The sequence below is a fragment of the Synechococcus sp. WH 7805 genome, from assembly GCF_000153285.1.
Taxonomy (GTDB): domain Bacteria; phylum Cyanobacteriota; class Cyanobacteriia; order PCC-6307; family Cyanobiaceae; genus Synechococcus_C.
The window spans coordinates 1,455,709-1,479,243 of the sequence record NZ_CH724168.1 but is presented as its reverse complement, the minus strand read 5'-3'; the positions used below and the strand labels follow the sequence as shown (position 1 = coordinate 1,479,243).

Sequence of the window (23,535 nt, the reverse complement as noted above, 5' to 3'; positions counted from 1 at the left end):
GGTTTTAATTAGACTTATTCAAGTTTCGAATTCATCAGGGGAGGAAGTGTGTGATCGCGTGACCCTGATGTATAATCATTAAAAGGTTTGTGCTATGAAACGGGTTGGTATTGCCCAAATTCTCGCAGGGCATGATGAATGCACAGTTCCATTGATTTTGGCGTTAAATCGCTTGGGAATCTATGCTGATGTTTATATCAACAATGAACTACGTGAAAAACGAGGAGACCTATTTCAGAGTTTGCATGTTGAGCACCATCAAATTTATATCGAACAGTCTACAAAATTAAAGACGCTTAATCCGCCCCCTCCATGCAATCGGGTTTTCTGGCTCGGCGTGATGGGAAATAAAGTCAAGAAACTAATTTATCTGAACAAGGAATATTCTTTGCCAATCATGTTTTGGACGACATTTGCGAAGAAGCCATCGCCGATGTTTGAATATTGTCAAGAAATAGGTATGCATCTCTATGCCTTTGTTCACGATGCAAGAAATGGCAAATTATCCCGTGTCTTGGCAGGATTGTCATCGGTCACGTCTGTTGTATTTTCAGATGGAATGGTGGATGCATTTTCGCTCCATGCTGAAAAGATCAAGCCACTAAAATTTTATCTTCCACCTCTTTCGGACCTTTCCAAGCGTCAAGGTCTTCAAGGACGAGAGGTTAACAACAGCAATGATTTACGAATCGTTGTTCCAGGCCGAGTTGCCTACGCAAGACGCGATTATGGTTTATTGATTGATTTTGCGAAGTCTTTGCTTTCGCAAGAGACGCTGAGTGTTGAGCCAACATTTGTCATTGCTGGAGGTATTTCAGGCGATGAGGGTAAGAGGTTTATGGATGATTTGGCATCCCAAAATCTTTTGAAATACTTCGAATGTCCGTGCATATCCTTAACCTCGGATGGCGCTCCTTTTATGAGCTATGAACAGCTTTTTTCTTGCCTTCTTGGTTCAGACTTGGCCGTTTCTAACAGCTTAGCCGTTAAAGGAGATTACACAAAGGTGAGTGGAGCCATTAATCTCTGCATTAATTTTAAACTACCAGTGCTGTATTTAAATGATTATCCGTTGTATCCTGAATTCAAAGATATGGCATCGATTATCATCGACTCATGTGATCAGTCTCAGGTGAGTGCATTTGCAAAGGAGATGCCTCAACTGGTGGTTCAAAAAAGGAAGGAAACACACCTTCTGAAGGACTCTATGGAGCAATGGAATCAACAAATTATACAGGAAATATTATCGCGGCACAAGTAATGTTGCCGCGATCAATCTAATCAGAATCATTGTAATTCAATTGCCTCGTCTTAGCTTTTTGTCGATAGGAATGCAGGTTGCACTGGGAGGGTGTATTGGTTGAATATCATTGTCTGATGGTTTTATTTTCAATCCTTTGCTGTTATCGTTTATTCGTTATTTGATGAGATCATGTTGCTTGTCAATAGGTGACCAGGCCCTTGACGTCATGCGTTTCAGGACCAACCGATCTTGTTGCTTGTTCTGACCCTGGCTGAGTCTCAATCGAGCCAACTTTTGGTTCTTGTCACATGTTGCGGTAGAGTCAGTTCATATGTCGGCGAGCAAATGAAACGTCCTGCCAATGTGTTTTTTGTGACACATAAATGTGGCAATCATTTTTTTGAATCTGTTTTTACAAAAGATCCCACATTTTCAAATCTTCAGTCAGTTGATCTAAGCTCGTCCAAACAATTGCCCGGAGAAACACCAAACAGTTTGGCAAATGTCAAGGGAGATTTTCTTAACCTAAGATGCAGAAATTTTGATCCAATTTCTATACTTAAGCTCTTAAAGCATTTAGATCCAGAAAAAACCCGTTTCTTTTTAGTCGTCAGGCATCCTGCATCTTTTTTCAGATCTGCATCGTCTTATCATGTCAAAAGTCCTGAGCGGTGGAGCAAAAACAGGATTTATAAGCACTTAGGGGATCGAACATTAAATAGTGCACTGCTTGAAACCGATAATGCCGATGATCGTCTTATTCTGACCATGAAACACTTTGGTTTTGCTTGGTATTTGCCACAGCGTTGGTTGATGAATGCTGAGTTTCTAAAATCTTCTGATTTAAATTTTAGTGTTCTTAAAACCGAAGATCTTTTTACGGATGGAACTGCCTCATATTTTGAGACCCTTGCATCTACTATGTCCCATGATGGGTATCAGATAGATGCTTCTCATCTGATGAATGCATCCCCAATCTTTATGAAAGAATTGCCACCCCATTCAACTGGTGAGTTTCGAAAAAGCTCCTTTGACGGATACGGCGACAAAGCTTTAGGCTTTTATAATCAACATTTTAAAAGCCTAGAGCAATACTTTTACCCATCATAGTCGATCAAAGCTTAAGGATTGAACTATCGCCGTTCGTATCCAAGCAACTCATAGTCAAGGCGGTAGAAATCATCGACTTTGTTTCGTATTTCAGGATTAATCGTATCGATCTGATGTCTGACTTCGTCTGAAATTTTTTGTTGATGGCTATTACGTGGTTTATGTAATTCGTATTTTACCTTTTCGGAGAATTTGCCACAAAGCGAGGGCAACTTTTGGTTAATCTCTTTGATGTCTATGACCAGCGGTTTTGCGATGTCAAAGGATGATTCAAGGCCGGCGTAGAGATATTGAGGTAAAAAATGGCATCCATAGAAGTGGCTTACTCCTTGAAACTGATAGGGGTCAGATTCAGAGTATTTTCGATTTGCTTTTTGAATAAAGTTTTGACAATAAGCCTCAAACGATTTATCTTGCGGGCTGATAAATCGCTTGCACTTTTGCGATACTTTCCGCGTGTACTCAGAAACAAATCGATCCCAGGGATGTCTTACGATAACAAATGATTTGTATTCATCGAAGATCCATTTTGGTGCGGCTTCTCGAATCAACGCGAAGCACAGATGGTCAAGTTCGTAACAGTTGCTTGAAGTTTTATGGTTGCCATATAAATAATGATAGGAGACTGTTTGAGGGCTAAAAGTAGAAACTGGCAGTCCCAAGCTCGTGAGAATTGCGTCATTGATTGAAGTTCCTCCACAGCGGGGGTTGTGAACATGAATGAGCTTTGCTTCGTGAAAGATAGGCATTGGAATTGCTATTTGCTTCGTGTTTAAGAGAGAATGTGTTTGGAGTACTGAGGGTGTTGCGCATAATATGTCTTTTGGAACACATCGAGATCAATGCGTTCGGCAATTAAGCTACATGCCTTCTCCCCAAGGGACGTCAAGGGAGAGTATTGCTCAACCTCATTCTTATAGTCAGAAAATGTTTTTTCGTCCCGCTCATGAGTTTTTGTATCTCGCTTTGTCGAACGGCTTGGGACCTTAGGCGGTGATTTGACTTCGCAGAAAAATTGTAAATTGTTCAAAAATCTGGAAACATCGCAGATTATATCTTCGTAATAGGCGATTGCAACGTTGGTTGGACAGTTTTTCTTGAGTTCAAGGTAAGATTCTGTTTTTCTGTTCCACAGTTCAACTGGAGAGCTTAGGTATGATTCAACGAGATTGTCGCGAGCGTTCGTTAGGATTGGTTGCTGAATAAAATCAGTCAGATCCTCGGATGGTTGAGGGAATAGATTGTATGGGCGTCTGTGTAGAGCTGAAACAAAACGCCACGGATTGCGAATGAGGCAGATGAAGAGGGTTTGTTCGAATTTTGGATTCTGCTTGAGTTGATTGCTACTGACTGCGGCATGTTTCCATCCATAAAGCTCAGGTATATCTTTTGCGCGATCGCTGTCAATCAAGCGTTCTAATATTATAGACCGAAGAGCTGGATTTCCCTTTGTAAGGTTTGGATTGCAAGTGATGATGTGTTCAAGGTTTCTGCGTGACGCTTCACTTGCCCCATCTGGGTGAACTAGCAGCTCTGCATTGGTATTGTTGCGGAGCAGTTTGATGAGGAAGTGGGTACCGGTGTTGCGTTCTCCAAAAACTTTAATGAACATTGGCTTGGGATTTTGATGGAAGTTTGTTTGATGTCGCAGTGAAAAGCTAAAGCTTTAAATGCTCTCCGCAGAGCTGTTCTGCATCTTCTAAGGCCCCGGCAAAAAATGTTTTCATTTTTTCAGTTGTGTCTGGGTCCAGAGAGAGCTTGATATCTGTCTCGTTCACTTTTTGTTGCAGACATGTTTCAGCTAAGGGGCGATCCACAACCAGGCCGGTGCGGTCTTCAAGGGCTTGAAAGGCTTTCTCTGGCTGCTGCGTCAACGTGTCGAGGCTCAGCACGAGGGCTCGATCTCCAAACACTGCTTGCAGGCGTTGTTGCGCTTCACGGTACTGATTGAAGCGCAGTTGAGCTCTAACCCATCCATCCTCCTCTCCTTGATCAAGCAGCAGGTTGAGGTTGCTCAGCAATGCATCATTCTCAGGCATGGGTTGTTCGGCGGGCCGCATGTAAAAGTGCCGCAGTTTGTAAGCCGAGAGGAACCGTTTGGCAGGGTTCCGAACCATCAGCACAGGCACAACGTGACCTGCGAACTGATCATGGACTCCCTGGAGTTGCTCTTCACTAAGCAGCATGTATTCCGGAGTCACCTCCCCAATCCATTGGTGATGCATCAGACAAGGTCGGAATAAATCCAAATAATTCACTTCGCTGATGTCACGTTCGCTGAAAATTGTGTTGGTGCGAATTTCACAGATCAGGCGTTTGCTTCCTTTCGCCTGAGCTGTGGCCAAGTCACCATGTTGATTCCTCAGCCGCTGGAGTTGATTCTTGGAGAAGCTCTGCAACGCCTTGCGAGGACGGAGATGATGGAGGGAATCAAACACATGCAGCTCCTTTACGGGATGCATGAACAGACCCTTCACGCTTTGATGCAGCAGCCGGTAGAGCAGGGTTGAACCGGCTCGTTGAGAGCCAACGCCAAGCAGCAAGCTCTGGGAGGTGTCGGTGGGTGATGAGTCAGTCAACGGTCGGGCTGGTGGTGATTTGACAGTGAGGGTTCGTTGATTGTCAGCGGTTGGATTGGATGTGGAGGGTCTCTTGCAGGGCTTTGGCGAGTTGCTCCACGTTCCTGGCTTCCACTTTGCGGCCATTGATTCCATCTTGGATGGGTTGGGCCAGGGCGCCGATATCGCTGGCAATCACCCAAAGACCCAGCTGCAGAGCCTCACGGGTGACCAAGCCAAAGCTCTCCGGCCAGATTGATGGTGCGACCAGAACGTCCTGGGACGCGTAGAAGCCATTCATCTGTGCCATTGGAATGGGTGCACAGAACTGCACAGGCGTTTTGCCCCATTGCAGGCTGTAGCTGGGGTCGCCCTCATCGAGGCGATGGTCGATCACCGTGACTCTGGCCTTGGTGCCGAGACCGGCCTGCTGCACGGCCGCCCTGAAGACGGCATAGCCCTTGTGCACGGCCATCCCGCCAACCATGCAGATCTCGATGGGATCATCTGGCTTGCGTTGGCGGCATTGTTTTAATTCCTGTTCTTCCGGCTGGGCCACTGTGTTGGTGCGCACGCCCATGCCGCGCACTCCGGCCCTGCGATGCAAGTCGGCGAAGGTGTCGGAGACAGCCAGTCGCTCCTGTGCACCATCGAGCAAGGCAAAGAGATCGCGGCGGCGGGAGCGTGCTGCCTCTTTGCTGGCGTCGGGTGCATCGCTGTCGATCGCGGACAGAGGGTCGATTGGGTCCACGGCGGTTCCGTCGTCGCGTGTCAGAAACTGCAGCTGGCTGAGCCACCAGCCGTCATGCAGGACCACGGTGTAAGGGATTCCCATCTCTTTGGCCACGCTCAGTGGAGCAGCCGTGATGATCTGCATGGAGTGAGCTTCAATGGCATCGAAGCCCTCCCGCTCGAACCAATCGCGGCAGAACGCTTCGACCTCACCATCGAAATGCCAGTCCCAGGGTTTCGGTGGCACGCTCAGGCGTACGACCCTGGCCCCGTGCCAGCTGTGGATATCAAGCGGCATGGCTCCTGCTGAAGGAGCCCCTTGCCAGGGGGAGAGATCCACACACAGCACGGTGACGTCTGGCGCATTCTCCTGAGCCAAAAGCTCTTTCACTCGGTTCTGAGCTACCCGGGTTGCGCCGCCCACGGACTGAGGCGCAAAGAAACAGTTGATGACCAGCTGTTTGCGGCGTCGAGACGGGGCTTGGGCGTTGGCATCGTTCTGATCAAGCTCTTCCCAGAAGCGTTGTCCCTGGGCTTGTCCGAACAGCGCTTTCGCCCGTTGCTGGGCGTTGACGGCCAGCTGGGAGCGAAGCTGGGGGTTGTGGATCAGTCGTTCAAGCGCCTGCACCCAGCCGTGGCGATCGGTGGCGAACAGCACATCCTCGCCATCCTGGAGGATCTCCTGATACGTGGCAGTGGGGCTCACGACTTAGGCCAGCCCCATCAGGCTGTATTCCATCCATTTGATGGCACTTTTGGCGTCGGTGACGATCCCGGGCTCCAGCGGTGCCAAGCCGATGTGGGCACGGCCCACGTGGCGAAGGTAGGTGGGATAGTCGCTGAAGGGCAGGCTGCGAATGCGCTCGCAGGCCACCGACTGCAGTTCCTGCGGCCATTCAATGCTGCCCACCAGATCGAGCTGCAGAGCAGGGTGCTTTTCAAGCACAGTGGCCAGCGCTGGTGCTAGCTCCTCCACCCACACCTGCTTGTGCGCCAGGGTGCCGCTGGACACCAGCAGCCTGAGTTGGTCTGCTGCCGCCTCTTGGTGCTGCAGGGGCTCGATGGCTCTGGCTTTGCGGCGCAGGGGCGGTGGTGCCATGTTCGCCAACACCATCACGGGTTGCTGGCTGTCGGGATGCAACGTCCTCCAGCGTGTCGCCAGCGTGCCGGTAGAGACAATCAGCGCATCAGCTTCCGTCATGGCCGCCTGAAACAGTGGGGCATCCATGGCAAGCCCCGTGTGCAGACTGGCTGAGATTGTGCCGCCGTAACTGTCTAGAGGTGGCGGGAAATTCTCCTGATCGAAAATCAGATCATCGATGTCGTAGTACACGGTGAGGCCCATGCGCCGTGCAAGGCCCATGGCGCGAAGCACGGGATAGGTGCCGGGTAGGCGGCAGACCACCACCCGGTCGGCCCAGAGCAGGGCGGACGCCACAGACCAGTTGTTGCAGTGCGCCACATCAAGAATGATTACCTCGCGATCGAGGGACTCCAGCTGTTCTTTCTTCTGTTCAACCCGGTAAAGGAAACACTGGGGCAGGGACGCATTGGCGAGCAGAAGCCAGCGCCGGGCTGAGCACTTCTGAGCGGGCAGGGGTGCAAGGCCCGGGGGATTGAGCGACTGGGTGGTGAGGGCGCTGATCAGGTTGAGGCCGCGGCGGCGCAACTCCTGGGCAGCGTTGATCGGCCCGCTGGCGAGGGCCATGGCATTGGTGTCATCCAGCACCCGTGTATTCAGCTTCCAGAGCAGCAGATCAACATCAGCACGCACCTGACTGCTGCGGGGGCGCTTGGCGAACTGATGCATCAGCTGCTGCGCGGTGGCCTGCCCCTGCTGCAGGTCAAGGGGCAGGTGACGTCCAGCCAGTTCAAGGTGTGCCCTGCAGAGACCGGCCTCAGCATTTATGGATCGTTGTTGTTTGGGGATGCGCAAGAGATGTCGGTTGGCTTCGACCGGGCGCGCTGCACCGAGGGCCATCAGTCCGCAGCGTTCATCCAATACGCGACGTTCGTTGTCTGAAAGCTCTGGTAAGAGAGCGAGCTGTTCGAGCAGGGTCAGCGCTCTCCAGTTGTCATTGAAATGCTCTGCGGCTACTTGCGCGACAGCCAGCACCAATAGAACCAATTCTTTGCTGTGTTGTGACCAGCCGTTGGTGAAACATTGGCTCATGGCTGTGACCATGTCAGCCAGAGTGTTGACCCAGAACTGATCCTCTAAATCGTTGTGTGGTAGCCAGAGCGTTTCCAGCAATGCACCGGCCAATGCCCTGGGCTGAACCAGTGTGCTGCTGTTCTGATCCATCAACACGCCCACCGCGATCAAAAGCAGTGGTGCGCGCGTTCCCAATGGGCTGGGGCGGCCAGCTTGCTCGCCACCCTGGCGGATGGCTGCTGCCAGCTGGATTGCTTCCGGCCAGCGCCCGCAGCGGGCCAGGGCCGCTGCAGCGTCCAGCCAGGTGAGCACCTGCGAGGCCGGCAGGCTGCGCTGCTGCTGCAAGGTCACAATGCGGGCGGCGGCGGCTTTGTGGTCCCCCGCTTGCAGTGCTTCTTGCACCTGCAGGTGGATCAGGCGGCATTGCACCCAGTCGTTGCCGGGGAGCAGCTTGTCGGCCTGGCGGTAGGCCTCCAGGGCAGCATCAGTTGCCCCGAGTGCGTCGCGGGCGCGGCCCAGCTCCATCCAGGCGTGACCGAAATCGTTCTTCAGGGCAATGCAGCGTTCCTGGGCAGCAGCTGCGGGTGCCCATTGCTCCCGCATGGCGAGACTGCGCCCCAGCAATTGAAAGCCATAGGGGAAGTCTGGAAGAGCTAGGCAGGCACGACGCAGTGGTGCTTCGGCCTGCTCGCTCAGCTCCAGTTCGAGAAGGGCACGCCCTTCCAAGTAGTCGAGGTAGCCACTGAGCTGGGGCTGGTCGCTGCTGTGGGGCTGCTGCCGTTGGGCGTAATCGAGCAGTTCGCTCCAGGCTTCGCTCTCCTCCAGCACCTGGGCCTGTTGCTGCACCTCACTGGGATTCAGTCTTGAGGAACTCATGTCTTGTCCGCAACGACCAGATGCGCGGATTTTCGCATCGTGGCGATAACTTCAAGCAAGTTGAAGAGGCCGTGTGTGTCACGTTGGCGATCGCTGGGTTGGGGAACAGCTCTGGCGCTGCTGGTGGTGTTGTTGATCGGTATCCAGCTCGGTCGTCTGCCGTTCCGCTATCGCCACTCCCTGTGGCAGCTCCAAGGCGCTGCCCTCGGTGGCGTGATCGGTTTTGCGTTGGGTCAGGTCAGCGCTCGCATCGGCCGCCGTCCATGAACCCTTCGACAGCTGCTGAACAGCTGTACAGCGCTGGCCGGAAGGCCTCGGAGCAGGGCCATTGGATCGCTGCCGAACCACTGCTGCAACGGGCGGTGGCGCTCGCTCCTGAGCATGGTTCGGCTCTGCATCTTTTGGGCAAGCTGCGCCAGCAGCAGGGGAATCACGCTGAGGCTTTGCAGTTGCAGGAGCGCAGCTGCCGGGTGGACCCGGCTCTTGGCTGGAACTGGTTCAGCGCCGGTGAACTCTTGGCGCAGCAGCAGCGCTGGGCCGATGCGCAGACCTGCTTCGAGCAGGCATTAGCGCGACTCCCCGGTGAGGTCTGGATTGCCGATCACTGGCAGCAGGTGCAAATGCGCTTGCTGCTGGGGGGGGAGGTGCTGCGCGATGGGTTCGGCCCCCAGGCCTATCGCTATTGGATTGACCACTGCGAGCAGCGGTTGCCGCCTTCGCCGCTACCCATGGTGACCCCCTTCTGGCTTTGGCGCGAGAACCACTGGCTTGCACTGCATGGCTCAGCACCTTTGCAACCGCAGCCGGCTCCCCTTGGAGAGTCCCCTTGGCCCGAGGAAGGCTGGTTGGTGCTGTTAGCGCCTGGGGTGCAGCTAAGGGACGGGGTGTTGCCGGCGTTGGAGCGCTGGTTGCAAGGCCAGCAGCCGGGGCCGGATCTGGTGTATGGCGATGAAGACCGATTGGATCGGCAGGGTGAGCGCTGCGATCCCTGGTTCAAGCCGGGCTGGCTGGAGGAGAGTTTCTGGGCCAGCCCCTGGCTGGAAAGCTGCAGTCTGTGGCGCTGCAGTTGGCTGCGCCATCAGTGCTTTCCATTGCCCCCAGCTGATGGGCTGGGACGCTGGCGTTGGCTGCTGGAGGCCTTGAACAGGCAACCCCAGGTGCAGGGTTGGCCTCAATTGCTCAGCCATAGCCCGCCGCAGCCTCCACCCGATCTGCGCCTTCAGGGCCAGAAGGCCCAGCTGTTGCGGGACCAGCTCAAGCAGCGGGGGGAAGCGATCGCGGCGGTGACGCCCCATGCGGAGCTGCCTGGTTGCTTTGCACTGAAGTGGGCGCTGCCGCAGCACTGGAGCTGCAGCGTGATCATTCCCACCCGGGATCGGGCTGACCTGCTGGCGCCTTGTTTGCAGAGCCTCTGGCGCACGACGGCAGTGGCGCGTCAGCAGGGACTCGCGCTGGAGCTGATTGTGGTGGACAACGGTTCGGTGGAGCCAGCGACGACGGCGCTGCTGCAGGGCTGGAGGCAGCAGCTGGGAGAGACGTTTGTTGTGTTGCGCGACGACGGCCCGTTCAACTGGAGCCGGCTGAACAACCAGGCGGCGGCCCGGGCCCAGGGCGAGTTGCTGCTGTTGCTGAATAATGACGTTGAGGCGCTGCAACCGGGCTGGTTGGAGGCGATGGCGGCTCAGGCTCTGCGCCCGAAGGTGGGAGCTGTGGGGGCGTTGTTGCTGTATCCAGATCGAACCCTGCAGCACGGGGGGCTGGTGGTTGGCCTCGATAGCCATGCAGAGCATGCCTACCGGCAGTTGCCGCTCGAGCACGGAGTGCATCGGGGCCGTAGTCAACTGCTCAGTCGTTGGGATGCCGTGACCGGCGCCTGCTTCCTGCTACGCAAGCAGTTGCTGGAGAGTCTGGGCGGCTTTGATGAAGGGCTGCCTGTGGAGGGCAACGATGTGGATCTCTGCCTGCGCTTGGAGCAGCTGGGGTATCACCAACTGATTCCGCCGCAGGCGGTGTTATTGCATCACGAGAGCCAAAGTCGTGATGTGCGCCAAAGCAGCACTGAAGCAAGGGCGGTGCTGCGGTTGCAGCGGCGTTGGGGGGTGCGCTTGCAGAGGCCCGGACCCTGCTGGCCCATGCAGGCCGACGGAATTCATCCAGACGGCAGGCCCAGGGGACTGGAACAGCTCCCGTAATCTGGTCCAACCTGGATTGACTCCCATGATTGCCACCCTGCGCGCCTTTTTGGTGAACAGCAGTCGGGCTTTGGGGGTGGAACCACAGCATCTCAATGATCCAGCTGCCGACGGAGATGTGCAGACGGCGCTGCTGAAAGATGTAATCGCCTTGCGCGAAGCCGGTGATGCCGATCGCTCTTTGCTGTTGCTTGAGGCTGCCATGGAGGCGGGCCTGGTGAGCGATTGGGTTGAGGCCAACAGAGCGCGGGCCCTGCTGGCTTTGGGGCGTGAACAGGAGGCCTTGCCCTTGCTCGAACTACTTAGCGCCTGTGGAACGGAAGCTGTGGCAGCTTCTGCTAAGGAACTTCTGTTGGAGCATTGGAAACAAACCTCTCAGTCCGATAGCGATGCTGAGGGTGAACAGGAGGAGCCTGCTGTTGATGGTGAAGAGGAGCAAGAGACCTTGATTGCCAATGATCGACCCATTGATCATTTGTTCACGAATTCGCATCGATCGGTTTCGGCAATCAATCAGCAAAAATTTTCATCTATTGAAGAAAAATTTAGTTCATTACTTACTTTTGGAAGGCAAGAGAGTCATTGCGACTTCTCTTTAATTGATGCTTATTTGCAGCATGCATCTGACAAGGATTTGCATCATACTGTTCTGGAGCAGGCGATTGCTTTACGCGAAACTGGACACTTTCAAGAATCGATCATGATCTTGGATTGTGCATGGCAAGCGGGAATTCAATCTGAGTGGATTATTGATAATAAAGTGCGCGTTTTACTGTCTCTTGGAGATGTTGAGAGCGCATCGAGTCTGCTGCAATTCCTTCAGCCTGATGAAACGCAAGAGCACCTGCGCAAGGCTATCAATGATCACCAGGGCGAAATTGCAAAGATCAAATCTTATTTCGCTAACTATGCCAATGCCGATTATCTTCGCAAAAGATATTTTTCTTTGAAAAATAAAACAGAATATGCATCTGTTAGGAAGCCCCAGGCCTCAGTCGATCAATGCCTTGCATTAGCAATTCAATTTAGAGAGGCGAGTAAGACTGAACAAAGTCTCTTGGTTTTGTTGTTGACAGCGGTCGAAGTTGATTACAACCCTTGGATCGAAGATAATTTTGCCCGCTTGGCTTGCAAGGCTGAAGATTGGAAGCGTGCTAACCAGCATTGGAGCAATATTATATCCAGTTCAGCAGATATCAATGCAACGGAAACAGCATTCGAAGCGATTAAAAGGCTAGAAAGTAAGGACGACCTTCAGAAACAAGTTGCGGTTGAGTTATTTGGACACCTCTTGTTTGAAGAAGCTCGCTTAAAACTTTGTCAGAATGGAGATGCGGAAATTGATTTAAACGACCTTGCAGAAAGATTTTGGAACTACGATGACTCCGTTGATCAATATTTAACTGGAGAGATCAATTGTTTTGTCTGGCAAGATTTTATGGGGGATGATTTAAGGCATGCAGCAAGATATTTGCTCAGAAACAAGCTTTATAATGGATTGAGTTTTTTAGAGGCAATTGCTCATGATGGAGGTCCTAAATTATCGGCAATGAGGTCGCGATGTAGTGAGTATTTTGATCAAGATTTTTATTTCTCTCAACGTAAAGATCTTGATCCTACTCTCATTAATGGCCTTGATCATTATTTGGAATTTGGCTGGAAAGAAGCTCCGGCGGCTGACGTCTATGTTGATCCCTCTCCTGATTTTTCCAGTAAAGAATATTTATCTTTGCAGAAAACTTGTGGGCTAAATCCTTTGTACCATTATGTATGTTGCAATGTTCTGTCTGGCAATCATGACCATTCACAATCAGCCATTGATATCAAGGATTCTCTGATCAGTGAATTTGGCCATGGGGTTTTACTCCCTCCCCAGAATATTCATCGACATAGTCAAGCTCTTGCAGCTGAAAATTTTCAAAATACTCCTTATTTTGATCCCAAAAAATTGTGGTCGATATGTGGCTCTGATGATGACTTTAGCTCAATGAGCATCCATTTTGTTATTCCTGATTTCTCAAAAGGTGGTGGTGGTCATATGACGATTTTCCGAATGATTCGTCATTTGGAAGAGAAAGGTCATCGTGTGTGTGTTTGGGTTATTAATCCAGAACGGTCTAATCATTCAGCTGACTTGAGAGAAGATGTTGTCAAGTTCTATCAGCCTATAAGAGCCAAAGTATTACCATTAGATTCTTCATTTCACTATGCTTCTGGAGATTGCATCGTTGCTACAGGCTGGCAAACAGTTGATTTTGTTCGACAATCTAAGGGGTTCCAGGCTCATTATTATTTCATTCAAGATTATGAACCCTACTTCTATGCTCGAGGAACGAGCTCTGTTTTGGCAGAACACACCTACCAATACGATTTGGCTTGTATCTGTGCGAGCCCATGGCTTGACAAGCTAATGACAGATAAGTACCAACGTTGGAGCCGCTTTTTGTGGCTTGCATACGATCACAATATTTACAAGACCAGTGAAAAAAAGATTCAATCTAAGTATCAAGAACTTAATGCTGATTGCTATACGGTGCATATTGCAGTGTATGCACGTTGTCATACTGAGCGGCGTTGCGTCGAACTCGCGCTTGAGTCTTTGGAACAGTTGTCGAAACTAAGTGCTAATTTTGTGGTTCACTTTTTTGGTGATGAAGATCTTGATATCAATCCAAGCTATAAGGCTGTCAATTATGGCATTCTCGATCACGAGCAACTTGCTAAACTCTATCAATTTTGTACCATTGGCTTGAGTTTTTCGGCGACCAATTATTCGCTCTTGCCTCAAGAAATGATGGCTGCGGGACTACCAGTCTTTGATTTAAATGTAGAGAGCACGAGAGCCATTTATCCTGAGAATGTGATTCAATTGATGGCGCCTTGTGCGCAAACAATTGCGAATACTCTGAATCATTATTCAAGAGATCCACAGCTATTGCAGCAACAGGCATTGGCGGCCTATGAATGGGTTGTGCAGTTCAGCTGGGAACGCGCAGGTGATGATTTTGAAAGGGCTTTGATTGATCGCTTGTCTGAGAGAGACACTCATGAACCAAAAAATTCTTATTCAATAGAAAAAATTCATCAAAATAGCCACAACGATCCTGCTAAACCTTACAAGGCTTCGATTGTTATTCCGACCTACAATGCAGGTCCCTTATTAGAACAAGTTCTTGAGTCTGTTGAAGCGCAACAAACTCCTTGGGAGTTTCAATGTGTGATTATTGACAGTGGAAGCCAGGATGAAACATTTCGGATTTGCAACAAGTTTAGTGATCGTCTTCCAGCTTTAGATCTTTATCAAATACCCAAGGGCGAGTTTCAACATGGTTATACCCGCAACGTCGGCGTTGATCTAAGCAACGCTGAATTCGTAGCGTTTATTACCCAAGATGCTATTCCAGCCAACGACAAATGGCTTTATAACTTAGTGAACGCACTAGAGTCAACACCAAATGCTGCTGGCGCATTTGGACGGCATGTTGCTCATGATGATGCTGATCCGTTTACTCATCAAGAACTGAAAAATCATTTCAAAGGTTTTGATCAACTGCCGGTGGTGATGTCTCTTACGACTGATCGAGAATCGGTTGTTGAAGATGATGAGGGTTGGAGAAAAATCCTTCACTTTTATAGCGATAACAACAGTTGTTTGCGCAAGAGTGTTTGGCGCTCATTGCCGTTGCCTTGTGTTCCCTATGGTGAAGATCAATTATGGGCCGATATGCTGATCAGAAATGGATATGAAAAACTTTATGTTAGAGATGCTGTTGTTAAGCACTCGCATGACTATAACGCTAATGAAACTTTTGAACGAGCATTAACCGAGTCAGAATTTTTCTCATCCTGCTTTGGCTATAATTTTCATCAACAAATTCAGTCTGCTTACAATGGAATTTCTGCTGATTTGCAGAATGTTTTAACAGAGGGAAAGCAATTGGGTTGTAGTGATGCGCAGATGATTAAACGCAGCTCTAATGTATATGCGAAGCATTTTGGGTGGTTGAAAGGTGTTGAGATTATTTGATCCTTCAATAAAATGCTCTTCTTTTTGTTCTCTCTCTCGCTGGAGATATTTCTAGATATTTCTTGCGTTTGCTACAATAGGCTGTCGCAAATCTTCTGGTGTTAAGCTCAGCTTAGCTTGGTAAGTCATGCCGCCGCCTGCCCAACATATCAAATTAGTAACTTCTTTCTCATCAAAAACATGTCGTTCTCTAGTGTTGGCGCAATCTACAAGCATATTATTGATATTAGCTCCGTTTTAAATACATCTGAAAAAAATATTTTGTTGAATCAATTGTCGGCATCGCCGGCATTAGGTGATACTTTTCATGCCATCACTGCGGTACTGATGGGAATGATTTATGACTGCCATACCCCTTCAGGTGACAACAAGATGCCTGACAATTTTGATTTCAAAGTCATATCTCTGAAGAATTCTGGTCGCATTTTTGATTTCTACAATTCATGGCCCCTAGACAAGCATGTTTCAATATTTGAAGGGACTAATGCACGATCACAAGATTTCGATATTGAATCTGAACGTTTCTATAATTCACATATCAAAGGCACTCTTACTGCTTCAGATTTAGGACATATGGGATGCACTTTGTCACATTACAAACTTTGGGATCAATCAGAGATTGATGAAGATGGTTACTTGTGTGTATTAGAGGATGATGCAATCCTGATGCCTTATGCTAAAAATCTTTTCCCACATATTGCGGCCAATATACCATCTGATGCGGATATTGTATTTATCAATGGAAGATCTTCGGAAAAACTGTACATTACTTCCGGAAATCGCCCCCCATATTCTTTTCCGGTTTTAGACTTATTTGTAAAAAAATCAGATCTTTACAGTATTATGAACAATAATTATAATTTCTTGCCTAAAGGGCTTGGAGCCAGTTCACCACTTCGGCATTGGTCTGGAACAGATGGTTACATTTTAACCAATAAAGGGCTTGACAAGTTGAAAAAATTTATAAATACTCGCGGCATACCTTCAATAGCACCTAGAGGTGCAGGCTCTAACATCGATTGCATTCTCTCCTTGTTAACAGCATCTAAATCTGATATTGGTACAAAATCAATTGGTTTTAATATAAAAAATAAGAATGCACGTGATTTGCTCGATACTACTCCATATTTAATGGGTTATGTAACTCGATATCCATTACTCGATACGCGAGACAGTTTGGGTTATTCTCACCAAAATCGTACTCTCCAAGCACTAAAAACTCCAACCGAAGATGAGATAGATATGATTCGTGATGCAGCATTCCTTATGTCCAAAATCGAGAAAAGTCAATCAATAGCCCTGTTAGAACTATGTCATAAATATCGTCCTAATGGTAAAGTTTTAAAGAGCCGGTTGGATAAATTGAAATCAGAACAAATAGAGACTGCGCAAATATGCATGAAGAAACATCTAATGTTTGTTCATATCCCTAAGTGTGGTGGAACATCGATCGATAATAGCGGTCTTTTTTCTCATAAAGTCTTGGGTCATAGAAGTTACTCAAAAATGATCCAAATGGTTGAGCCTTATTCACATAAATATCGTGTTTTGGTTCTATGTCGTAACCCGTGGGATCGACTCGCGTCTGCTTTTTATTATTTATCAGAAGGCGGATGTGGTAATGTTATTGACATGAAATACAAAGAAGATTTAGTCGGTAAATTTAATGGTAATTTTTCACTATTCTTAGAATCTTTTTGTGAGGATCCAAAGAGCTATTTAAATTGTATGCATATGCGTCCATCTATAAAATTTATAAAACCTAGCACATGTGCCAATCCGCTATATATTCAAAAGTTAGAAGAACTTTCAGATCCTAGCGGTATGTTTGATTTTGTTGGCGAGCAGTTTAACATAAGACATGACAGAAAAAGAAAAATTTATCCCGCTAAACGTACTTATTCAGATGCTTCTTTTCAGCAAGTTCGTGAAATATATTATGAAGATTGCGTAGAATTTGGGTATCTAGAGTATATGCTTCAAAATATTAGGAATTAGTTTTGAAAATCTTGAATAATGGCTGCTTTTGAAAGCGCTGTCGCATTACCACTTCTCAATAATAGCGTTTTGCGTTTAGTGACTTGTCGGAATGATATGAATTACTCCGACCTGCAAAAAATTACTGCCAATTAATTATATTTTTAATATTTTTCTCGTTGGAGGGGCGGTCTTCTGGCAATTTGAATGCATTGACGAGAGAATGTATTCATGTTGAGTTGCTAAAGGGAAGAGAAAGCTCTCTCGAAAAACGGTTTTTCTACTTAAGCAATCCTGTCTATCTAAGATATTGTAGCCGCTTAAACAACTTGGTTCGATTACTGTCTAATTTTTAAGACTCTTAGGCCATATCACTTTTGGGGATTAATCCACCTGGTGTTCTATGCTCAAAGCGAATTCCTTCCGCTTGGACTTATTGAATGATGACAAGAGTTCAGAGCTATTGGTTGAAACCATAAACGTTAAAGTTGTTTGATTCCTTGGTTTAGCATGCTAAGGTTAATGAACCTTTGAGTGAGCACTTTGGTGGCATTGGCGCAATTGCTGATTGATAAAGAAGTTCAATTTAATAGGTTAAAGGTAAAGTTTGCGGATTACGCGGGATGTGCCTCAAGCGTTGACCTGAGACAGATTAAAAATAACCTTATCGTTATTCTGACTACACAGCGAACTGGTTCAACTCTGTTATGCCAAGATATTGAGTCGGCTTTGCGCTTAGAGTATTCGCCTACAGAGGCATTTATTCCCTTGCTTCAGGGGTTTTCGAAGAGAGCGATTGAGCCTAATGACATTGGAGTAAAATTAGAGAGAATCTTGCAGAGTTGTTCGGGCGGAGACTTTAGTGTGTTCAAGATTATGATTGATTATGCTGGTTGGTTGGGTTTTTTATGTGCCGATAAAAATGCTGCATTAAATTTATCTTATGCGCAACTCTCTGCTTTATTCGTTGACAGGCTTAAATGCATTGATCAATTCAGCCTTCGCCGACTTGTGAGGCTAGACAGAAAAAACAAACTCAAGCAAGCGGTGTCCAGGTTGATTAATTCAATGGGGTTGCCTACGCACATTCAAACTGAAGATGATGCAATCAATTTTGAAAATCAGCTTAAAAGAAAGCTTTTTCAGCACCCTAATTATCATTGTATGATCGTGGATCAGTTGGGTATCATTTTGAGGCAGTCATGCTTGCTTGACGAATGCTTGCTTTGCTTGAATGAGACAGAGCTGTATTCTTGCTACGAGTTTGAAGCAGATCTTTTGAATAAGCAAGACTGTTATTTGAGCTCTTTAGTGGATGGCAGTGAGTTTAGGATTTCTAAAATACAGAGAAAATTAAAGCCTACATCGGGGCAAATCTCTCGAGAAATGCTGCGAAAGCTGCGCCAAGTTGTTGGTTCGAATGACTTGTAGCATCTGCTGTTAAAGACCTGGTTGTCTATTGTCTTAAATAAGTTCTTTTGGCTGTAATTTTATGCTCTTAAAGTAGGTCTTTCTAAAAATCAAATCTTGCAGACTTGTTTTGGTTGTTAATATTATTGCAAATTCTTGAAATGAGCCCCTGGCTGATTGGCGGCACTTATTATGCGCTCTTTAGCGAAATTTATGATTTACCTCCGGGTAAGCTGGCGCAGGCTATTTTTTACTTGATGTTTTGGTGTCAGTTCGAATGTTTCTGTAAGTTGGCAGCGTCGACAGCTTTCTATGTTTATTGGTGCTATACTGATTTGTTCAGTGCTACCATGAAAAAGTCGATCATAAGCTAGATTTTTAGTTTAAATTCCTTGGACCTATTTTTTAATCAACCACTTTTATTTGTCAATCCAGCTTAATTCATTCAGGCCCCCCAAAATCTTTCATTATGGCGACTAATTGGCTCTCTTTTTCAAAGTTGCAATTCCATCTTTTCTGAACATAGTCAATGATAAATTTAATTATTGCGGCTACGCAGCGATGTGGGTCGACGATGATCCTCGAGGATTTGAGGAATGCAAAAGTCTTTGGTTTGCCCGAGGAATACTTTATACCATGGTACAATAGTGAAAAAATAATTAATGTAAAGCGAGAGCTAGAGCATATTAATCGAAAGTCGAGAGGGGCGAATAATTTCTCCTCTGTGAAAATCATGGCTGATCAGTTGAAATGTATCGACCGTAAGCTTTCAGGCTCTAAACTTACTCCGTCAGGGCAAAATGGCTCGCAGTTTATGCCATGTGTAGCGGAACTATTCAGAAAATCATATTGGGTTTATGTAAAGCGTGACGATGTTTTGAGGCAAGCAATCAGTAGGCATATGTCAATTGAAACCAAGATTAACCACGCGACGCAAAATAATACAGATAGTCATTTTGCGGGGAATTTGTTAAAAGGCTATACCGCTTCATATAATGAAAGTGCGCGGTATGATTTTCAAAAAATTAAGCGTCATTGCGGCAATATTGTTATGGAAAATATTATCTGGGCGAACTTCTTTAAAGTGAATAAGATATGCCCATTGACTTTGACCTACGAACAGTTATGCTCTGATAATAGCTTTGCGTATTTGAATAGAATCGCTGGCTTTATTGGTGTCGATTTTAAAGTTGATAGTATCTCATTTCCTCGGCGTCAGATGGTGAAGCTTTCTAATCGGAAAAACGACAATTGGTATTTTAAGTTTCTTGCAGATATCAATGGCAAGTGATCGCTATAAGCGGTAGGTGAGTAGGGGTAATGATGTTTCTGGTTGTTATGTTTGATTATTTATTTTGGCTTGTTTGCTTGGTTTGATGTTCGTTATTGATTGCGCCATTGAAGATGGTCTAGATACCATTGCACAGTTGTCTCAATCGCTGTTGAGAAATCATGCCGCGGTTTCCAGCCGAGTTCGGTCTCAATCCGGGTGGGATCGATGGCATAGCGGCGGTCGTGGCCAGGACGATCCGTCACGCGAGTGATCAGTTGTGAATGGGGAGCTCTATCTGGCTTCAGTTGATCCATGTGGCTGCAGATGCACTCCACCACTTCGCGATTGTTACGTTCGCCGTAGCCTCCAACGCAATAACTCCGGCCTGATTCGCCTCTGCATGCTGCCAGCAGCAGGGCATCGACATGGTCTTCCACATAGAGCCAGTCCCTTACATTCAGTCCATCGCCATACAGCGGAATACGCTCACCTGCTGCTGCCTTGAGCGTGACGACAGGAATGAGTTTTTCGGGAAATTGCCAGGGGCCGTAGTTGTTGGAACAATTGGTCAATACCACCGGCAAGGCATAGGTGTGGTGCCAGGCGCTCACCAGATGGTCACTGGCTGCCTTGCTGGATGAATAGGGGCTGCGTGGGTCGTAGGGAGTGGTTTCAGAAAAACGGCCTTCTGCGCCCAGTGAGCCGAAGACCTCATCGGTGCTGATGTGATGCAGGCGGAAGTGCTCTTTGCGTTCACCGTTGAGGGTGTCGTAGTGCTCCCGTACGGCCTGAAGCAGGTTGTAGGTGCCGGTGACGTTGCTCTCGATGAACACTCCTGGGCCTGTGATGGATCGGTCCACATGGCTTTCGGCCGCTAAGTGCATCACCAGATCGGGATCCGCCGCCTGCACCGCTTCGCGCACAGCTGTGGCATCCGCGAGGTCGACCTGTTGCAGTACGTGGCGTTGGTCAGCCCCATCTCCGAGTTCGCCCAACACTTCCTCAATGGAGGTGAGATCGCTGGCGTAGCCCATCTTGTCGAGGTTGAACACGATGGCGTCGCTCTCGCGCAGCAGGCGTCGCACTACAGCACCGCCAATGAAGCCGGCTCCACCGGTGACCAGCACTCGCCGCCGGGATCCCAGCAGTTCAGCAGCATTTGGCATGGAGTTGGTCATCACTATCAAGGGGTCGTGGGGATGGCCTGCAGCACATCCTTGAGGGCTGCGCGCCAGGGCTGGGCCTGCAGCTGCAGCACCTGACGGCTGCCCTGGCAATCCAGCAGTGAGTAGTTCGGTCGTTTGGCCGGCGTTGGATAGTCGGCGGTTGTGATCGGATTCACTGTGGCTGCACATTCCAGCAGACCCAGTTCCATTCCCAGCTCACCCACGGCCACGGACACGTCGTACCAGCTGGCAGCCCCGCCATCACACCAGTGCAGCACCGGCGGGAGAGCGGCGCCTTGGCTGTGGCGCTGAATGGCTTGCCAACAGGCACTGGCGAGGTTGAGGGTGCTGCTCGGGCAGCCCACCTGATCGGCTACCACGCCTAACAGCTCTTTGTCTCGATGCAGGCGCAGCATGGTGAGCGCAAAGTTTTTTCCCACCGGCCCGATCACCCAGCTTGTGCGCAGCACCAAACCCTGGCCGCTCGCGCCCAGCAGCGCTTCCACCGCCTCCTCACCGCTGGCCTTACTGGCGCCATACACCCCCAGGGGATCGCGGCTCTGATCCACCCGGTACGGGGACCCCTGCTGCCCGTTGAACACGAAATCGGTGCTCAGTTGCAGCAACCGACCGCCGTGCTCCCGGATCGCTTCTGCAAAGGCGCGTGGGGCGGCTCCATTGACGGCGCCAGCCAGCTCCGGCTCCGCTTCTGCTTTGTCGACAGCGGTGTAGGCGCCGGCATTGAGCACCCAATCGGGGCGGTGCTCAGCCACCGCCTGCCGGCACGACGTTGCATCAGCTAGATCCAGGGCCAGAAGGCCCTCACCGCCATTGCGGCTGCTCGCTAGGAGTTCCATGCCCGCCGGCGCAGCATCGATCAAGGCCTGCCCGAGCTGGCCTGCAGCACCAGTAAGTAACACCTTCATCAGAACACGTCTCCAGCTGCCTTGGCCTGATCCAAGGACGCAGCGTCTGCATCCTTGCCTGACAGGCTCACCTCAGCTCCGCCCAGCTGATCGAGGGGCCACTGGATATTGATGCTCGCGTCATTCCAAACAATGGCCCGCTCACACTCCTTGTTCCAGAAACCCCGGGCCTTGTACTGCACTTCAGCGACAGGGCTCAAGGTGAGAAACCCATGGGCAAAGCCCTCTGGCACCCACAGCTGTTGCTTGTTCTCCGCACTCAAGTGGGCCCCCACCCATTGCCCGAAAGTGGCTGAGCCTTGGCGGATGTCCACCGCCACATCAAAGATTTCGCCAATGCTGGCTCGAACCAGCTTGCCCTGCGGTTCCGGCGCCAGTTGGTAGTGCAAGCCCCGCAGCACTCCCTGGACGGAGCGGGAGTGGTTGTCTTGGGAGAACACAACAGTTTCACCAGCGGCCTCATCGAACTTGCGCTGATTCCAACTTTCAAAAAACCAGCCGCGCTCATCGCCGAACGCCCGCGGGCTGATCAGCAAAGGCCCTGCGATGGTTGCCCCTTGGGGGCTTTGCAATGGTTCAACTTGCATGGTTGATCTCCAATGAGCGCTGCAGAGCGGCGTGGTCTCCAGTGCTTTCTCCAAGCACCTGGAGAAGGTAGGTGCCGTAGCCGCTTTTTTTGAGGGGCTGGGCCAGGCGTTCCAGTTGCTCATCGTTGATCCAACCCTGGCGCCAGGCCACCTCCTCAGGGCAGCCCACCTTCAGTCCCTGGCGATGCTCGAGGGTGCGGATGTAGCCACAGGCCTCGTGCAAGGAGTCGCAGGTGCCGGTGTCGAGCCAGGCCATGCCCCGGCCCATTAGCTCGACTCTCAATGCCTCATCCTTGAGATACATCAAATTAAGGTCGGTGATTTCCAGCTCCCCGCGGGCGGAGGGTTTCACCTGGCGGGCGCGTTCCACCACTGATGCGTCATAGAAATACAGACCCGTGACCGCGTAGCGGCTTTTGGGTTGGGCCGGCTTTTCCTCCAGGCTGAGCACGCGGCCTTCGGCATCGAATTCAGCAACGCCATAACGCTCTGGATCGCTGACCGGATAGGCAAACACCGTGGCACCGCGCTCCTGCTCGTTGCAGCTTTTGAGCTGGGGGATGAGGTCGTGGCCGTGGAAGAGGTTGTCGCCCAGCACCAGTGCAGCGGGTGCTCCATCCAAGAAGTCAGCGCCGATAAGGAAAGCTTGGGCTAGGCCGTCGGGGCTGGGTTGCACGGCGTAGTCGATTGTCATTCCCCAGCGGCTGCCGTCGCCCAGCAGGCGCTCAAAAGCATCGCGGTCGTGGGGCGTGGTGATGATCAACACCTCACGGATCCCGGCCAGCATCAGCGTGCTGAGCGGGTAAAAGATCATCGGTTTGTCGTACACCGGAAGGAGCTGCTTGCTCACCGCCTGGGTGATGGGATGCAGGCGCGTACCACTGCCGCCGGCCAAGATAATTCCACGCCTCGACACTTGCTTCGACGCCATCGGAGGATTTGGAAGTTTTGTCTAAATAGCACAACATCCAGCCGCTTGGGAAGCACGGCGCGTTTTGCGCCAGCAGGCGAAGATCTGTTTGCTTTGTTGAAGATTCTTTGGTGTTTGCTATGGCCTTCGATCTCTTTTCTTTTACAGAAAGCTGAATTGAAGTTGATTAGATTTCTGTTTAGCTTGTTTTGTTTTTACGTGTAGTGCCGACGATGGTGTTCGCGGGCTGTTGACAGTGGTCGGGTTTTGAGCAATCTTTTTTGAAAAAATAGGCGAGTCGATATTTGGTTAGCAAAAAAGTGTTGGAGATCTGTGTCTTTTGCGGATCGAGAGGATTTGCGGTGATTGGCTGTGGTGTTGATTTGGCGGGAA

17 protein-coding genes are annotated in these 23,535 nt (G+C 49.6%); 8 read left to right on the top strand and 9 right to left on the bottom strand.

What is annotated here, in order from left to right; translation table 11 throughout:
* Positions 1-94: 94 nt before the first annotated feature.
* Both WH7805_RS07805 and WH7805_RS14405 read left to right on the top strand, forming a co-directional pair.
* Positions 95-1,261, top strand: a complete 1,167-nt coding sequence (locus WH7805_RS07805) for a hypothetical protein (RefSeq protein WP_006042497.1) — start codon at positions 95-97, stop codon at positions 1,259-1,261.
* A 327-nt stretch (positions 1,262-1,588) separates the two neighbouring features.
* On the top strand, positions 1,589-2,353 hold the full coding sequence (locus WH7805_RS14405) for a hypothetical protein (RefSeq protein ID WP_156783647.1): 765 nt from the start codon (positions 1,589-1,591) through the stop codon (positions 2,351-2,353).
* Between the two features lie 23 nt (positions 2,354-2,376).
* Here WH7805_RS14405 and WH7805_RS13870 read toward each other — a convergent pair whose 3' ends face one another.
* Genes WH7805_RS13870 through WH7805_RS07785 form a run of 5 tightly spaced genes read right to left on the bottom strand, consistent with a single transcriptional unit; the run spans position 2,377 to position 8,674 of the window.
* Positions 2,377-3,102, bottom strand: coding sequence for a sulfotransferase family 2 domain-containing protein (locus WH7805_RS13870; protein WP_071933693.1), 726 nt, complete (start codon positions 3,100-3,102; stop codon positions 2,377-2,379).
* Between the two features lie 23 nt (positions 3,103-3,125).
* Positions 3,126-3,965: a hypothetical protein gene (locus WH7805_RS07800; protein ID WP_006042495.1), complete on the bottom strand. Its 840-nt coding sequence runs from the start codon at positions 3,963-3,965 to the stop codon at positions 3,126-3,128.
* Positions 3,966-4,011: 46 nt separating this feature from the next.
* Entirely contained in the window at positions 4,012-4,932 is a 921-nt protein-coding gene (locus WH7805_RS07795; protein WP_006042494.1) for a sulfotransferase, read from the bottom strand.
* Positions 4,933-4,975: 43 nt separating this feature from the next.
* Positions 4,976-6,349, bottom strand: a complete 1,374-nt coding sequence (locus tag WH7805_RS07790) for a glycosyltransferase (RefSeq protein ID WP_006042493.1) — start codon at positions 6,347-6,349, stop codon at positions 4,976-4,978.
* Between the two features lie 3 nt (positions 6,350-6,352).
* Positions 6,353-8,674 carry a hypothetical protein gene (locus tag WH7805_RS07785; protein WP_006042492.1) on the bottom strand — a complete coding sequence of 774 codons (2,322 nt, stop codon included), beginning with the start codon at positions 8,672-8,674 and terminating at the stop codon, positions 6,353-6,355.
* 75 nt (positions 8,675-8,749) lie between these two features.
* On the opposite strand from WH7805_RS07785, the gene WH7805_RS14730 reads away from it, so the two are divergent.
* From WH7805_RS14730 to WH7805_RS07755, 6 genes are all read left to right on the top strand, one after another.
* On the top strand, positions 8,750-8,941 hold the full coding sequence (locus WH7805_RS14730) for a hypothetical protein (RefSeq protein ID WP_006042491.1): 192 nt from the start codon (positions 8,750-8,752) through the stop codon (positions 8,939-8,941).
* Positions 8,938-10,866 (top strand): glycosyltransferase, encoded by a 1,929-nt coding sequence (locus tag WH7805_RS07775; RefSeq protein WP_006042490.1) that lies wholly within the window; start codon positions 8,938-8,940, stop codon positions 10,864-10,866. The genes WH7805_RS14730 and WH7805_RS07775 overlap by 4 nt, the downstream gene beginning before the upstream one ends.
* A 25-nt stretch (positions 10,867-10,891) precedes the next feature.
* Positions 10,892-14,893, top strand: coding sequence for a glycosyltransferase (locus WH7805_RS13555; protein ID WP_006042489.1), 4,002 nt, complete (start codon positions 10,892-10,894; stop codon positions 14,891-14,893).
* 180 nt (positions 14,894-15,073) lie between these two features.
* On the top strand, positions 15,074-16,891 hold the full coding sequence (locus tag WH7805_RS13865; RefSeq protein ID WP_071933692.1) for a glycosyltransferase family 25 protein: 1,818 nt from the start codon (positions 15,074-15,076) through the stop codon (positions 16,889-16,891).
* Positions 16,892-17,404: 513 nt separating this feature from the next.
* Positions 17,405-18,301, top strand: coding sequence for a hypothetical protein (locus WH7805_RS07765; RefSeq protein ID WP_006042486.1), 897 nt, complete (start codon positions 17,405-17,407; stop codon positions 18,299-18,301).
* 508 nt (positions 18,302-18,809) lie between these two features.
* On the top strand, positions 18,810-19,571 hold the full coding sequence (locus tag WH7805_RS07755; protein ID WP_006042484.1) for a Stf0 family sulfotransferase: 762 nt from the start codon (positions 18,810-18,812) through the stop codon (positions 19,569-19,571).
* Positions 19,572-19,663: 92 nt separating this feature from the next.
* Here the strand turns inward: WH7805_RS07755 and rfbB are convergent, their stop codons facing one another.
* The 4 genes from rfbB to rfbA are packed head-to-tail and all read right to left on the bottom strand — an operon-like array spanning position 19,664 to position 23,163.
* Positions 19,664-20,731: a dTDP-glucose 4,6-dehydratase gene (rfbB, locus tag WH7805_RS07750; protein WP_006042483.1), complete on the bottom strand. Its 1,068-nt coding sequence runs from the start codon at positions 20,729-20,731 to the stop codon at positions 19,664-19,666.
* 5 nt (positions 20,732-20,736) lie between these two features.
* Complete coding sequence (gene rfbD / locus WH7805_RS07745) at positions 20,737-21,645, bottom strand: dTDP-4-dehydrorhamnose reductase (RefSeq protein WP_006042482.1); 909 nt, start codon at positions 21,643-21,645, stop codon at positions 20,737-20,739.
* Positions 21,645-22,232: a dTDP-4-dehydrorhamnose 3,5-epimerase gene (rfbC, locus tag WH7805_RS07740; RefSeq protein ID WP_006042481.1), complete on the bottom strand. Its 588-nt coding sequence runs from the start codon at positions 22,230-22,232 to the stop codon at positions 21,645-21,647. The genes rfbD and rfbC overlap by 1 nt, the downstream gene beginning before the upstream one ends.
* The gene (gene rfbA / locus WH7805_RS07735) at positions 22,222-23,163 is read right to left on the bottom strand and encodes a glucose-1-phosphate thymidylyltransferase RfbA (RefSeq protein WP_050751985.1); all 942 of its coding nucleotides are present in this window, start codon (positions 23,161-23,163) and stop codon (positions 22,222-22,224) included. The genes rfbC and rfbA overlap by 11 nt, the downstream gene beginning before the upstream one ends.
* Between the last annotated feature and the right edge of the window lie 372 nt (positions 23,164-23,535).

Bases quoted from the DNA above. Each gene is read 5' to 3' on its own strand.
- WH7805_RS07805 (WP_006042497.1), top strand. From the start codon at position 95: ATGAAACGGGTTGGTATTGCCCAAATTCTCGCAGGGCATGATGAATGC.
- WH7805_RS14405 (WP_156783647.1), top strand. From the start codon at position 1,589: ATGAAACGTCCTGCCAATGTGTTTTTTGTGACACATAAATGTGGCAAT.
- WH7805_RS13870 (WP_071933693.1), bottom strand. From the start codon at position 3,102: ATGCCTATCTTTCACGAAGCAAAGCTCATTCATGTTCACAACCCCCGC.
- WH7805_RS07800 (WP_006042495.1), bottom strand. From the start codon at position 3,965: ATGTTCATTAAAGTTTTTGGAGAACGCAACACCGGTACCCACTTCCTC.
- WH7805_RS07785 (WP_006042492.1), bottom strand. From the start codon at position 8,674: ATGAGTTCCTCAAGACTGAATCCCAGTGAGGTGCAGCAACAGGCCCAG.
- WH7805_RS07775 (WP_006042490.1), top strand. From the start codon at position 8,938: ATGAACCCTTCGACAGCTGCTGAACAGCTGTACAGCGCTGGCCGGAAG.
- WH7805_RS13555 (WP_006042489.1), top strand. From the start codon at position 10,892: ATGATTGCCACCCTGCGCGCCTTTTTGGTGAACAGCAGTCGGGCTTTG.
- WH7805_RS13865 (WP_071933692.1), top strand. From the start codon at position 15,074: ATGTCGTTCTCTAGTGTTGGCGCAATCTACAAGCATATTATTGATATT.
- WH7805_RS07755 (WP_006042484.1), top strand. From the start codon at position 18,810: ATGATAAATTTAATTATTGCGGCTACGCAGCGATGTGGGTCGACGATG.
- rfbB (WP_006042483.1), bottom strand. From the start codon at position 20,731: ATGACCAACTCCATGCCAAATGCTGCTGAACTGCTGGGATCCCGGCGG.
- rfbD (WP_006042482.1), bottom strand. From the start codon at position 21,645: ATGAAGGTGTTACTTACTGGTGCTGCAGGCCAGCTCGGGCAGGCCTTG.
- rfbC (WP_006042481.1), bottom strand. From the start codon at position 22,232: ATGCAAGTTGAACCATTGCAAAGCCCCCAAGGGGCAACCATCGCAGGG.
- rfbA (WP_050751985.1), bottom strand. From the start codon at position 23,163: ATGGCGTCGAAGCAAGTGTCGAGGCGTGGAATTATCTTGGCCGGCGGC.